The sequence below is a fragment of the Chromobacterium alkanivorans genome, assembly GCF_016937655.1.
Lineage (GTDB): Bacteria > Pseudomonadota > Gammaproteobacteria > Burkholderiales > Chromobacteriaceae > Chromobacterium > Chromobacterium alkanivorans.
Genome location: NZ_JAFHKL010000013.1, coordinates 75,580 through 89,596, shown reverse-complemented (window position 1 = coordinate 89,596; position 14,017 = coordinate 75,580). Strand labels below are relative to the sequence as shown.

Below are 14,017 nucleotides of genomic sequence, written 5' to 3'. Positions count from 1 at the left end.
CAGCCCTCACTAGCCTTGCCCCCAGTACAGATCACCTTGCTCCGGAGACCGGTTCTAGATACCAGATCGTGTGCCATACGTTGAGCGCGAGAAATCAGGCATCAGTTCACCTTGGGTGAAATAATGCCGCGAGTTCTCCATAGCGGGAGTCCACCAATGTCCGCTCTCAGGGCAAGGTACCTACCTCGCACCGACCTCCATGTTCTGATTGTATTGGTAGCGGTTCCGCCTCCGGCAACGGGATACCGTCGAAGCGCGCATACCAGCTCACGGTTTCGGACTTGTCGAACCCATTCTGTTGAGATAGGTGGTAATGCAGGGAGCCTAGCTCCGTGGTGCGAATTGGTTTCACTACATGGTTCACTGCCACGTAGGAAATGGGCGCGCCGTCTTCCGGTGCGCCAAGGTCAGGGTACTCTCCGGCTTGGATAATCAAGCCCCCCGGGTAAGCACTCAGAACGATATTCGGCCAGCTTGCAAGCTGAGCGCGGAGTGATGCCTCACCACCCAATTGCTGTATGAACTGACTCCCCAAAATGGTGAGCCAGTTAGCGCCTTTGATATGGTTTTGCAACTCGTGCGCACCGGCAGAAAACGACATGCTGTCCACATCCAGTCCAATAAAACGCTGCGCCAGTTCATACTCATTGGGCAAGTAGCGGTCAAAATCATAAGGTAGGACTGGCGATAGGCCGCCATAGCCATGAACGGGGGAGAGAGCATTACAAACAAACTGAACTAAATTCTGATAAATAGCGATGCCGTTTTTTTCAAACAATAAGGTATGCGGCAGAGTGAACTTCAAATAGGATTTATGCCCCCACGTTTCGTGTAGTTCTCGTCGTGTCAGGCACTGCATGGCATAGGAGGGAGCTCTCTCCTGAGTGGGCTCTGAGCTTAACGTCCACTCCAGCGCATTATGCGGGTCAACATTGGCAAGAGCGGTATTCCTATTGGCGGCATAACCATTTTTGGCCATCTTGGTATAGTTGCCGGAACCAATTTGTTTTCCTTTTAGATGGAAACCAAACCGGTCATAGAAATAATCAAAACACTCCACTATTTTTTCACGCACCGCAATTATGCTACCACCCACAAAGAAAAACGTGGCAATCAATCCTGGGCGCACAACAACGGCATCATCCGTACCAAGGGTCCAAACAAGCTCATCTTGATACTGTTGTAATCGCTGCAATTGCCGTGGAGTTTCTACTTGCTCCATTGCTCAACCCCTAACTCATCCCATCACACGCATAGGGCTGCATCCCTGCGGATGCTTAAGCGCTCCTCATCAATGGCTCATCTAGTACCGGAGACCGGTTCTCGATACCAGATCGTGCTGCCATACGTTGAGCGCGAGAAATCAGGCATCAGCTCGCCTTGGGTGAAATATTGCCGCGAGTTCTCCATAGCTGGAGTCCACCAATGTCCGCTCTCAGGGCAAGGTTTACCTGCTTCGCACCGACCTCCATGTTCTGATTGTATTGGTAGCGGCTCCGCCGCCGGCAACGGGCTACCGTCGAAGCGCGCATACCAGCTTACGGTTTCGGACTTGTCGAATCCATTCTGTTGAGGCAAGTGGTAATGCAGGGAGCCGGGTTCCGTGGTGCGTATCGACCTCACCAGGTGACTGACCACCACGTAGGACTCCGGAGGGCTAGCATTAGGAGCGCCCAAGTCAGGGTAAGGGCCTGCCTGAATCATCAATCCGCTTGCATATCGGTGTATGGAAATATCTCGCCAGGGCGCTAGCTTGGCGCGGATAGCCTCTTCGCCATCAAGCTGCTCTACGAACTCATTTCCCAGAATCGTGTACCAGTCTGCCCCCTTGATGTGACTCTTCAGTTCAAACCCTCCGGCACTGAAGGACCGAGTATCAATATTCAAACCGATAAACCGCTGCGCAAGCTCATACTCATTGGGCAAGTACCGATGATAGTCATATGGCAGGATCGGAGACAGGCCACCATAACCATGAACCGGTTGTAAGGCATCACAGATGAAGGCAAGCAACTGTTGGTACTGACCAAGGCTTGCTTCATCGAACACTGTGGCCGCGGGCAGCACGATTTTGAAAAAAGATTTGTCGCCCCAGCCTTCGTGAATGCTTTGCTGCGTCAAGCAGGAAACCGAGTATTCCGGAGCCAAGTCCGGCACTGTTTCACTACTGACAAACCACTCAATCCGCTCATGTGGATCGGTGATTGCCAATATCTTGTTTCTGGACTTCTCATAATCAGATGCGCCCATTTTCCTGGTTTTGGCATCCATGTACTTCTGCCCCTTTAGCTTTGCGCCAAAGAGAGAGTAGAACCTGTCGAAGCACTCGACGAGCTTTGCTCTGACCTCAACCGTGCTGCCCTTTTCAAAGAAAAAAGTGGCAATCAAGCCAGGACGGATGACGATACCCTCGTCGGACTCCAAGTTCCACGTCAGTTCGTCTTGGTATGTTTCAAGCCGTTGCAATTGCTGCGGCATTTCTACCTGTTCCATTTCTCAATTCCTAACTCATGCCATCAGTGGTTTATCGTTGCTTGAAACCGTAGCGCCCCCCAGTATGGCAACGCAGGCAATAAAGGCCGCTACCAGTTCAGCAGGCAGCGCCATCACCATCAAGGCGGCGGCTGCCACCACCAGCACGATGCCCACTACAACCTTGCCGACATTGAGCAAAATTTGCCCCCACTGGATCTGGCTAATTTCATTCCAGGCGATGTCGCAATAGCGCTCAATTTTGGCCCACGCGGCCTTCAATTGCTCCTCGCTCCAGCGGACCAGCGCTTTCCCTTGCGCATTGACCCAAGTCCAAGTTTTTTCGGACTTATCCCGAACCCAGCGGCCTGACTCTAACAGCCAAGCAGCCTCTTTTTCCAGCCAGGCTTGAGTATCTTCAGCCAAGCCCTGCATGCCTTTCTTCGCATCCGACCATACTTCGGCAACCCCACGCTGCAACTGCGTGCCCCAATCCTGGAGATAGCCTGGAGTCTTTACCGGAACCGGGCTGTAGATCGGCGCGGGTACTCGTTGGGTTTGCGATTTGGGCTTGGCTTGTGGCTGCGGACTGAAGACTGGTACTTTTTTAGGCTCAGGGACTCTCTTTTTCCTTTTGTCGATAACATCCAAGACGGTAAACCGGTCATCTCCACCGGCAATGCGCTTGTAGGCGTCCTCCTGGCCTCGACTAAGTTCATCCCCAGGGAATTTCACCTCCGCCACCCGAGCCAAATTATCCCCATGCGGCACGCCGTCATGGTCAGGGGCTGCCCGCCCCGGCCAGCGGGTTTCCTTGTCCTTCACAATCACCAAGTCCGGCCGTCGTAAATAGCCCTTCGACAAGCCTTTGGGGAAGGGAGTGATAGTGTGTCGCCGGTTTGCCCCATCTTCTCGGCGGCTTGGACTCAGAAAAGGCGTCGGGGGGTTGCGAGTCATGTCGAAATTGACTTCCGCCTTATAGAACCACTTGTAGTCGTGGCTGCTTTCATCGAGACGAATCAGGATCGACATAGTGATTTGCCGCATATTGAGCTGGTAAGTGCGGCCAGTCTTTTTACTGGTCACCCCTACCGATTTGGGCGACAGAATCGCCACGTCAGCCTTCTCGGTCAGGTAGGGCTTATTGCCCGGGTGAGGCAGCATTGCATACTCGGGCCGCTCTTCCACGATGGTCATCGTGCCGCCGGCGGGTTGATAGTTGGCCATCAAGCATCCTCTCCATTGTCGTCTTTCAATTGCAGCCCGCGCTCCGCCTGGCCAGTGCCGTAGCCATACAGGGTGTACTCCTGCTCGATAGGAGGCTTGGGCGCCTCAAGCTTGACCGGCTGGGAACTCGGAGTGAAGGCAGTGCTGGTTCGGCCTTCCCAGTCGGTGTAACCCGGAAGCACACGGCCATTCGGCAGCTTGAGCCGGTAAGCCTTGTCCACCAGCGGTTCGCCCGTCTTTTCGTCCTGCAGGATATAGCTGCGTTGGTAACCTTTTGGCATGGTCGGCATGGGCACGGAGACGCTGGCCGGCCCGCTCAATGAATGACTGCTGCCCTTGATGCTGACCGTGCCCGGGCAATGTACTTCGATATCGCCGCCTTTGAGGCGGATATAGCCGCCGCCGCTGGTCAGCAGGATTTCATCCTTGGCCGCAATGGTGATGCGTTCCTTGCAGGAGGTGATGGTGACGTCCTTGTCCGCCGTCAGCTCAATGCTGTCGCTTTGCGCCTGCAACTGAATCTTGCCCTTGGCGGCTATCCACTTCATCGCCACCTTATCCGCCACGCCGGCCACAAACAGGCTGATGTGCTTGCCTACGTTATGAATCCAGCGCCGGCCGCTGCTCTGATTGGTGTCGCGCTGCGCCACCAGGTTGAGATGGGTTTCCGCGGCCAGGGTCTGGCTTTGCCCGGACAGGCTGGCGATGCCGGCCGGCGCGGACAGCACCAGCAAGGCTTGCTGACCCGCCTGTTCTTTCGCGGTTTTGCTGTCTGGATCGGTATTGCTGCCGGCCTCCCAAGCCGCCAGCGCCTGCAACTGGTGCAGCACATGGCCTTGTTCCCGCTTGCCGCTGCTGGCGTTGTCGTCTCCAATGCCGTCCGGCCCGGTTTCCATGGTGTCGGCCTGCTGCGTGGTGGCGGTTTCTGCCAGCGCCTGGCTCAAGGCCACCGCGGCTTGCAACTGGCTGCTGGCCTGCTCCCGCGCCAGCTGCTTGCCTGCGCCGCCGCCTTGCGCCTCCGTGGACAGCAGCAGGCCGTGGGCGGCGCGGATGGCCCCGTGCTGGTCCGTCCGCAGCTCAAAGCCCTCGCCACGCGGCTGGGCCTGGCCATTACTGCGCGGGTGGGTGAGAAAGCCTTGGTTGAGCTGGGTCTTGCCCGCCTCGCTGGACAGCTTGGCGCGCACCTCTCCGGGGGTATCGTCGAACAACAGCTCGTTATAGCCGCCGCCCTGGTGCTCTTTGGATTTGATGCCGGACAGCGTCTTATTGGCCGGCAGGCTGCCGGCGCCGCTGAAATCCGGCGCGGGATGGCTGCCGTTGTAAACCACGGCCTTGACCACCGGGCGATCGATATCGCCTTCGATAAAGTCCACCAGCACTTCCTGGCCGATGCGTGGCAGGAACTGATGGCCCCACCCTGCGCCGGCGGACGGCATCGCCACCCGCACCCAGCAGGAGGATTTGTCGTCCATGCTCGCGCCGATGCTGGGATGCTCTTCCAGACGCTGCCAATGGAATTGAATCTTGATGCGGCCGTGCTCGTCGGTATGCACTTCTCCGGAGCTCTCCGCCCCGGCATCCCCGCTGGCCGGCCCCACCACGGAGGCGGTTTGCACACCCAGGCTGGTGGGCTTGGCGTGAGCAGTACCGGCATACGCCGGCGTCAACGGAATGCCGCGGCGTTGGGCCTGGATGGCGGAGGCGAACGGCGCGGCGGCGGCCTCCTCGCTCAAATGTTGCGCCAGATCCCGCGGCAGATTGTTGCGCGCCTGGAAGCGCTGGCCGGTGACGACGAATTGGCGTTTCTCCTCCGCGTCGTCCTCATGCGCGGGGTGATCATCCAGGCGGAACCACTCCCCCGGCAACAGACCGCGCACCGCGCCGCTACCGCTAAAGGATTTGGCCTGCAAATCGTTAGCCTGTTGCCGCAGCACGGCGTAACGGCCCAGTTGCTCATCGTCCCCAGCGTAATACAAGCCCGGCGCATCGTAATGGCCCAGGCTGCTTTGCAAGGCCTGGCCAAACTGGCCCTGCTCCACCCGGCTTGCCTCCCGGCCTTGCTGGGTGAGCACCGGCTTGTAATCGTAACTGGCCAGCGTGCTGGCGCCGGGCACAATCTGGCGCGCAGCTTCCCAGCCCGTCAGGCCATCCTCTTCCTCAGTGGCGTCGCTGCGGTGAAAGCGCACCCGCTGCAATGGGGAAACCGGCAAGGCGTGGGCATCATCAAAGATGGAAAGCTCCACCCGCGGCCCATCTGCCTCCAGATGACGGAAACGCCAGGCGTACCCCTCTTCATGCAACAGGCGGACGATGAAATCGTAATCGCTCTCGCGGTATTGCAGCGCATAGCTGCGCGGCGCGGCAGGCTTGAGCTGCAAGGCCAACGTTTGCACGCGGGCGAAGATGGGGTTGGCCTGCTGATGTTCGCTGAGGATTTGTTTGACGATGTCCGGCACGGACAGGTCTTGGAATACCCGGGAGGTCCTGCGGTGGCGCAGCAAGGCGAACGGCGCTTCCACGGTCAGCTGATAACGAGCAAAGCCGCCATCCGACCCCACCAAACTGGCCTGGCTAACCACGCCGCAACGGATCGCCTCCCTTCCCTCCGCGCCCTGGATGCCAATACGAGCCGGCTGGCCCAGCAGGGTCTTCAGCGGGATATTGCCGTCCGGCGACAGGCAAGCCAGCGTATAGCGATAAGGCTGGGAAACCCCCTCCTCGCCCTCCAGGCTGAGCGGCAGCAGCTGTTCTGCGGCAAACTGCCCCTCTCCAAGCTGCAAGGTCAACATCCGGTTGTCTTGGCCAAAGGCGGAAGCAAAGCTGGCCAACAGTGCATTCAGGTCCATCGGCATTCCAAACGAAAACACCGCCAAGCGGCGGTATGACATTGAAAATAAGCCTGAAATTTTATGAAGTTAGGAAGACAGTCACAAGCCGGCGTGGTCTGGAAGCACGTTCTCTTGGACTAAAGGACAGGTTTAGGGGTTGGGGACACAAGAAGTGGCTTGGAAGGCTGGGGGGGGGGTCGTGGCGGGAGATCGGCAGGCTGACGGGGGACGCACAATGGATAGCTGCTATGGGGGATGTGGAAACGCCGCAGTGGAAGCTGCGGCGTTGTAACTAGGCTTAAATATATCCATTAAATCGCACCTACTTTTCTTGGCCAAAGTCCAAATCAGCTGCTTTCAAGAGTCAGGCCAGCTCAGTATTGCCATATTTTGACCATAACCATTTTTCTTAATTTCATTTAACCAATCCCATAATCCTAAATCAGTAGTAAAAATATTACCTGTAAAAACAAGGAGGGAGAACACAGGCAAGCCACCGCAATATATATGATTAGTACTTAGGTGCAAGCATCGAATTAATTTTGTTTTGCTGCTCTATTAACCACCTTTCATAATCTTCAATGGAATAGCGAGCCTTCTTGAGTAATAATTTAGATCTTTCCAACGCCCCTTGGTATTTTTCTTGGCTTTGAGACAAAAACGCATCTAAATCTATTGCATTCAACGAAGCATCAAATGCCTTTTGAGCATAGTCAATGTAGATTGAATTGGAATCTGGGAGCTGCCCATTTATTTCTAATTTTGACAACCCCGCAGTGTCAACATTTTTTGATGGTATTCTAGAACACCAAAAAGACATCGACACCATGTCTGGCGTTTCATCCTCAGACTCGACATGGTATTCATATGGGGGATGCATTTTTGACTTGCTTTGCGGCTTGCAATCAATAAGCAACTTGAGCTTCCATATTCCATATGTCGCGGTAAAGCAGCATTTATGTTGCAGTGAAGTTAAATTACTTACTGCAATTGACTTATTCTCAACACAGATTTGATCTAACCCGAACTTTTCAATCAAATTGCTGTTAACCATGTCGGCAGGCAAGCTATTTAAAGCTGACTCTATAAGAGTTAAAAAAGCATCAGGATCAACTTTTTTCTTATCTACTCTAGTAGTAATAAAAAATAGCCAGTCTTCCGTACGATAATAAGATTGGTGGTGGAGCAATTTATGTATTGCCGTATAAAGACTTTGCACTGTGCCAGGTTTATATTTTGCAAAAGACGCACATAAATCAAGATTAATGACATCAAATGTTTTATGCTCTTGCAAAACACGCCGGCTTACAATCGAGCTATCATCGCTAAGCTCCTCAAATTGTTCTGTTATTACATTACTTTCCTGATCTACAAAATCAAGAGATCGTACCTCATTCAGAGAAAGCGCTTGCTCAGCCTTTATATCGTCTTGATCTTCCTCTATATAATTTAGCCCTAGAAATTGAATTCTTGCATTAAGTTCTGTAAAAACTTGTTCAAATGATCTGATATCAAGGAGATCTACTCCCGGCAGACTCAGATAATTTAGTGGTCTATTTTCATTTGTAGTGTTGAGTTTTTTTATTAGAGAAGAAATTAACACCCCCCACTGATTATCACGAATCCATTGTTTTCTAGGCTTGTGCCAAGGTGCAAAGTCTTTCTTCAGGTGGGGAGAAGTATGCTCTATGTTAACAGGGGCGACGCCTTTAATTAGACTGGAGTCAATTGCAAAAGGGTCATCATCCATATTTTCCATGATATTCTCGCTCATTTTTTAATCTCAAGCACCATGATTTCCAAGATTGCCGACACTAAGTCTTCAAATTTCTCTTGAGGAAGAAAATCATCAACCCCATAGACACTTAGAAGCGATGCAACAGACTTAGCTTTTTCTTCATTCAATATCTGGCTAATTTTATCTTTTGCGGTTATGGCTTTCTTTTTAAGAATTGGCCTTAGCGTTTTTTCCCGATCAAGCTCAATAGTATTCTTATTCTTTTCAAACAATTCTTTTAGAGTTGTCACACTGTAATGAACTTCTTTTAACTTACCCCCACTCCGATGAATACTATTCTGTATAGAGACAATCTCTCGAAGCTGAGAGAATGTTTCTTCTTTCCTTTCTGCAAGGATATTTTTATTAACAGCCTCGGACTGATATTTGTGCCTATTCATTAACTGGCGCATTGCAGCATGTAACCAGTTTTTCAATATCTGAAAATGCGGATGCGCAATATTAAAAGATTCTCTATCTATATTAAGCGCAGCATCCAGCCCTTTTACAACAAAAATTTCTGCTGAAACTTGCCTCAATCTCGTTTGTTCAGAGATTTGATATTTCAAAAAAGTTTCATCAAATAGTGTGCCGCTGGCACCATTAATTCTGATCAGGACTCCATTGTGTTCTCTGGGAATAATTTTTCTTGTCCAGTATAGATAGCCCTCAAATTCAAGGTCACCGCCTCTATATTGCTCTGGAATATCAGATAAATCTGGTCTGGCGCGACCAACAAACATCATTGGAGAATTAATTACATAGTCTAAACTATGAAACTCACCAAAAGAGATCGGCCGTAATATTTGTATATTATCGATAAATACATTAAACTCAATACCTAAATCTACGCCTGACTGTAGTTTATATTTTTCTATAATATTTTGTTTTTCAGCCAAATCTACAGGTATTGCACTGCCTTTAGCTTTATTGTCAATTTGATAGACTGATATATTGTCACTGCTGTCTAGGTAGAAAGGGTGTTTTTTTATGTAGGGAAGAGGTAGTGATAGGCTTAGGGTCCATAGCATGCGAAGATAGTAATCAAGGTGATCTTGTATGCTTGGTCCTTTTTGTTGTGTTACTTTATCGGGATCTGATAGTTGAGATACTCGCTCAACTAAGCTGATAAATTTCTCTCTTGGAGAGTGATCAATTTCCCATGGCAAAATAGGTTGACGAATAACAAGCCCACTATTTACATCTATTTCTCCAATATGAAATTCAGGTTCAACAACATTAATCGATCCGTCGTACTGATCTTCGCCAAAAGCCAATGCTAAATCAACTTCATTTTGGATAAAGTTTTCTTGCTTCTCTTTTTCTTCCTTTTCTTTCAATGACGCCCATGTCATTTTTGAAAGCAATGCTTCTTTTACATGGTCACGCAAATCTAGAAGTAAAATCTCTGTCCCTTGAGATTCAATATCATCAGCATCGACAAATTTAATTTCAACATGACCGGTTACAAATTGCTGACCTTCTTCTTTTTCGAGCAAGGCCTCAGATTGAGGCATTAACAAAATATCACAGTAAATACGTTTATTGCTATTTTTAGTTTTTGATATTATTACAATATGGTGTGTGATTTGTGAGACTGAAAACAGACCAATACCCAATTTTCCAATTAAAGGACGGCCAGATTTACTCTTTGTTACATCCTTCTCACTGGAAACCTGGTGTTTCTGTCCATCCTTAGTTCTTTTTAAGCTACCACCAATATGGCAAATGACATGCGCTAACGTTTCCTTTGTAAGCCCTCTGCCATTATCTCTCACTGATATCTTTGTAAACCGAGGATAGTCGGTCTCAACTCTCACCTCAGTTGCATCTGCATCATATGCATTTGCTATCAGCTCGCGCAAAGCTGACGCTGGATCACGATAAATACCATCTGTGATTCGAGCAAACACCCTCTCGTCAGTCATGAGGCGTGCTTTTACGCTTTCGCCAGTATCTATCGCTTCAGAAAGGCGAGAGTTTATCTCTGATTCTGATCTCTCGTTTGCATCAGCTATTGGGTTCATGCGAATACCCTTTAGAGTTTAAGATATTTATTTAAACTATTTGCAAGAGCAAATGCTACAGGAGGCGGTACTGCATTCGAAACTTGCCTAACTTGTGCACTTAAGCTTCCGAAAAGTTGATAATTTTTTGGAAAGCCTTGAAGCTGCATAGCTTCATATATGCTTAGTCTACGATTTCCATCGGGATGTACATGAATCTCTCGATTTCCATAGGCAACAGTACGGCTTGGCTTATGCCAATCTAGCTTAATAAAAGACCTACCACCTTCAGGCATTTCACCGGTTATAAATCGTTTTGATTTTGGCTGCATAGTCCAGTGGTTTGGATGAAACTTATTAACCTGGCCAATATTTTTTCTGTCGAAGAAGCTCGGGGGAGGAAGATCACTAATTACATCTGCAACAGTTTTTTCTTTCTCTTGAGATGGAATTGGAAACATAAACCCCCCAGAATCGATTTCTTTTTTTATTCCAACAATAAAGTACCTACGTCTTTTTTGTGCCACTCCGAAGCCTGAAGCATTTAACTCTTTTTCGTAAATGTTAAAATGAATTGAAAGATGCTCACGTAACAGTTTAAGAAATTCCTTGTTTTTATTTGCTAAAATTTCTGGCACATTCTCAAACAAGAAGAATTTTATATTTGATACTCTACAAAAATAATTAACAAGCTCAGCATATTTCATTGCTAGCTGATTACGCGGATCGGTATGGCAACGAGAAGCATTACCTCTTGAGAAACCTTGGCAGGGAGGCCCCCCAATAATGCCAATAAATTCCTGTACATTCTCTGTTTTTTCTGAAATCAATAGAAGCAAATCTTCAATTGAAGTAACAAGCAAATCAATTTGATGAGCTTTTTCGCCTGAGTGATTATTATTGTATGTGGTTATTGCTTGTTTATCGTAATCAGCAGCAAAAGCAATATCATAGCCATTTTCTAAAAACCCTATATCTAAGCCACCAGCTCCACAGAATAAGCTCAGAAGTTTGGGCTTATTTTTGCTTGTATCTTGATTACTTTTAGCCTGGTGAGAGATATTGTCTTCTTTCATTATGGCATTTGAATTAATAGTTGGCATGGAGTATATATCACAAGCACATCTTCTTCTCAAGGGGAGGCATGTCATTCGCCCAAAAAGAGAGTGATTGCTGTCTTGTATTGGAATAATATTAAAGACAAAGCCAACCGATAAGGTTGGCTTTGTCGTGTGCTTAGTGCTTGATTACAAGTTCAGACGTCAATATTCCGCGCAATCAAGGCATTGCCTTCGATGAAGTTCCGGCGCGGTTCCACTTCGTCGCCCATCAGAGTGGTGAACACGTCGTCCGCGCTCATCACGTCTTCAATGCGCACCTTCAGCAGGCGGCGCACGGTGGGGTCCATGGTGGTTTCCCACAGCTGTTCCGGGTTCATCTCGCCCAGGCCCTTATAGCGCTGGATGTTCATGCCCTTCTTCACTTCCGCCAGCAGCCAGTCCAGCGCTTCGCCAAACTCCGCCACCGGTTTCACGGTTTCGCCGCGTTTGACGTGGGCGCCTTCGCGCAGCAGGCCGCTGAGCATGTCGCCGGTTTTCTTCATTTCCGCGTAGTCGCCGGACTCCAGGAAGTCCTGGTCCATCACCGTCACCATCACGTTGCCGTGCAGTTTGCGGATGATCTTGATCAGGTGGCCGTCGTTCTTTTCGTCGCGCAGCAGTTCCAGTTCGATGGCTTCCACCGGCAGCAGCGCGCTCAGTTTGGCCAGCGCGGCGTCCGCTTCTTGCTGGCTGCTGAGGGACAGCGGGCCGGTCTTGAGCATGGCTTCCAGCACCAGCGGGTCTATCACGCGGCTTTCGCGTTCAATCACGGAGCGGGTCAGCAGGAACTGGCGGGCAATTTCGCCCAGGGTGTCGCCGGACAGCGCGGCGGCGCCTTCCGCCGGAATCAGTTCGGCTTTTTCCAGCGCCAGTTGCAGCAGAAACTGGTTGAGCTCGGAGTCGTCCTTGAGGTAGCGCTCTTGCTTGCCCAGTTTGGCCTTGTACAGCGGCGGCTGGGCGATGTAGATATGGCCGCGCTCCACCAGTTCGCTCATCTGGCGGTAGAAGAAGGTGAGCAGCAGGGTGCGGATGTGGGCGCCGTCCACGTCGGCATCGGTCATGATGATGATGCGGTGGTAGCGCAGCTTGTCCGGGTTGTACTCGTCCTTGCCAATGCCGCAGCCCATGGCGGTGATCAGGGTGGCCACTTCCTGGCTTTGCAGCATTTTGTCGAAGCGGGCGCGTTCCACGTTCAGGATCTTGCCCTTCAGCGGCAGGATGGCCTGGAATTTGCGGTCGCGGCCTTGTTTGGCGGAGCCGCCGGCGGAGTCGCCCTCCACCAGGTACAGTTCGCACAGGGTGGGGTCTTTTTCCTGGCAGTCCGCCAGTTTGCCGGGCAGGCCCAGGCCGTCCATGATGCCTTTGCGGCGGGTGATTTCGCGGGCCTTGCGCGCGGCTTCGCGGGCGCGGGCGGCTTCCACGATCTTGCCGCAGATGATCTTGGCGTCGGCCGGGTTTTCCAGCAGGTAGCTCTTCAGCGCTTCGCTGATGATCTCGTTGACCACCGGGCCAATTTCGCTGGAAACCAGCTTGTCCTTGGTCTGGCTGGAGAACTTGGGGTCCGGCAGTTTGACGGAGAGCACGCAGGTCAGGCCTTCGCGCATGTCGTCGCCGGTGGTGTCCACCTTGGCTTTCTTGGCGACTTCGCTCTCTTCAATGTATTGGTTCAGCGTGCGGGTCATCACCTGGCGCAGCGCGGTCATGTGGGTGCCGCCGTCGCGCTGGGGGATGTTGTTGGTGAAGCACTGGACGCTTTCCTGGTAGGAGTCGTTCCACTGCATCGCCACTTCAACGGTCATGCCGTCTTTTTCGCCCAGGCCGTAAAACACTTTGGGGTGCAGCACGGTCTTGTTGCGGTTCATGTATTCCACGAAGCCGGCCACGCCGCCGGAGAAGGCGAAGTTTTCTTCCTTGCCGCTGCGCTTGTCTATCAGGTTGATGCCCACGCCCTGGTTCAGGAAGGACAGTTCGCGGATGCGCTTGGCCAGGATGTCGAAGTGGAACTCCACCAGGCCGAAGGTTTCTTCGCTGGCGCGGAAGGTCACTTCCGTGCCGCGGTGATTGGTGTGGCCGGTGACGGTGAGCGGGGCCACGGCGTCGCCGCGGCGGAATTCCATTTCATGGACTTTGCCGTCGCGCCAGATTTTCAGACGCAGCCAGTCGGACAGCGCATTCACAACGGAGACGCCTACGCCGTGCAGGCCGCCGGAGATCTTGTAGCTGTTGCTGTCGAATTTGCCGCCGGCGTGCAGGATGGTCATGATCACTTCCGCCGCCGATCGCCCCTCTTCCGGGTGGATGTCGGTGGGGATGCCCCGGCCGTTGTCTTCCACGGTGATGGAGTTGTCGGGGTTGATGATGACCTTGATGGTGTCGGCATGGCCGGCCAGCGCTTCGTCAATGGCGTTGTCCAGCACTTCAAACACCATGTGGTGCAAGCCGGTGCCGTCCGAGGTGTCGCCAATATACATGCCGGGGCGTTTGCGTACCGCATCCAACCCTTTGAGGACTTTGATGCTATCCGCGCCGTATTCCTGTTCGCTCATCTGCTGCTTTCTGTATGGAGAGGGGCCGGGCGGGCCGGGAGTGACTCCTGGCGCCGCGCGG

8 protein-coding genes are annotated in these 14,017 nt (G+C 51.6%); all 8 read right to left on the bottom strand.

What is annotated here, in order from left to right:
• Positions 1-166 precede the first annotated feature (166 nt).
• On the bottom strand, positions 167-1,222 hold the full coding sequence (locus tag JW897_RS20160; protein WP_205467401.1) for a type VI immunity family protein: 1,056 nt from the start codon (positions 1,220-1,222) through the stop codon (positions 167-169).
• A 77-nt stretch (positions 1,223-1,299) separates the two neighbouring features.
• Positions 1,300-2,493, bottom strand: a complete 1,194-nt coding sequence (locus tag JW897_RS20155) for a type VI immunity family protein (protein WP_205467400.1) — start codon at positions 2,491-2,493, stop codon at positions 1,300-1,302.
• A 15-nt stretch (positions 2,494-2,508) separates the two neighbouring features.
• Positions 2,509-3,699 carry a VRR-NUC domain-containing protein gene (locus JW897_RS20150; protein ID WP_048415162.1) on the bottom strand — a complete coding sequence of 397 codons (1,191 nt, stop codon included), beginning with the start codon at positions 3,697-3,699 and terminating at the stop codon, positions 2,509-2,511.
• Positions 3,699-6,545, bottom strand: a complete 2,847-nt coding sequence (locus tag JW897_RS20145) for a type VI secretion system Vgr family protein (protein WP_205467399.1) — start codon at positions 6,543-6,545, stop codon at positions 3,699-3,701. Before JW897_RS20145 ends, JW897_RS20150 begins: the two co-directional genes overlap by 1 nt.
• Before the next feature lie 493 nt (positions 6,546-7,038).
• Entirely contained in the window at positions 7,039-8,301 is a 1,263-nt protein-coding gene (locus JW897_RS20140) for a PP_RS20740 family protein (RefSeq protein WP_205467398.1), read from the bottom strand.
• On the bottom strand, positions 8,298-10,331 hold the full coding sequence (locus JW897_RS20135) for an ATP-binding protein (protein WP_205467397.1): 2,034 nt from the start codon (positions 10,329-10,331) through the stop codon (positions 8,298-8,300). The genes JW897_RS20140 and JW897_RS20135 overlap by 4 nt, the downstream gene beginning before the upstream one ends.
• A gap of 11 nt (positions 10,332-10,342) precedes the next feature.
• Positions 10,343-11,386 (bottom strand): DNA cytosine methyltransferase, encoded by a 1,044-nt coding sequence (locus JW897_RS20130; protein WP_205467396.1) that lies wholly within the window; start codon positions 11,384-11,386, stop codon positions 10,343-10,345.
• Between the two features lie 179 nt (positions 11,387-11,565).
• On the bottom strand, positions 11,566-13,956 hold the full coding sequence (gyrB, locus tag JW897_RS20125; RefSeq protein ID WP_205467395.1) for a DNA topoisomerase (ATP-hydrolyzing) subunit B: 2,391 nt from the start codon (positions 13,954-13,956) through the stop codon (positions 11,566-11,568).
• Positions 13,957-14,017: the final 61 nt, after the last annotated feature.

Bases quoted from the DNA above. Each gene is read 5' to 3' on its own strand.
- gyrB (WP_205467395.1), bottom strand. From the start codon at position 13,956: ATGAGCGAACAGGAATACGGCGCGGATAGCATCAAAGTCCTCAAAGGG.
- JW897_RS20140 (WP_205467398.1), bottom strand. From the start codon at position 8,301: ATGAGCGAGAATATCATGGAAAATATGGATGATGACCCTTTTGCAATT.
- JW897_RS20150 (WP_048415162.1), bottom strand. From the start codon at position 3,699: ATGGCCAACTATCAACCCGCCGGCGGCACGATGACCATCGTGGAAGAG.
- JW897_RS20145 (WP_205467399.1), bottom strand. From the start codon at position 6,545: ATGGACCTGAATGCACTGTTGGCCAGCTTTGCTTCCGCCTTTGGCCAA.
- JW897_RS20135 (WP_205467397.1), bottom strand. From the start codon at position 10,331: ATGAACCCAATAGCTGATGCAAACGAGAGATCAGAATCAGAGATAAAC.
- JW897_RS20155 (WP_205467400.1), bottom strand. From the start codon at position 2,493: ATGGAACAGGTAGAAATGCCGCAGCAATTGCAACGGCTTGAAACATAC.
- JW897_RS20130 (WP_205467396.1), bottom strand. From the start codon at position 11,386: ATGAAAGAAGACAATATCTCTCACCAGGCTAAAAGTAATCAAGATACA.
- JW897_RS20160 (WP_205467401.1), bottom strand. From the start codon at position 1,222: ATGGAGCAAGTAGAAACTCCACGGCAATTGCAGCGATTACAACAGTAT.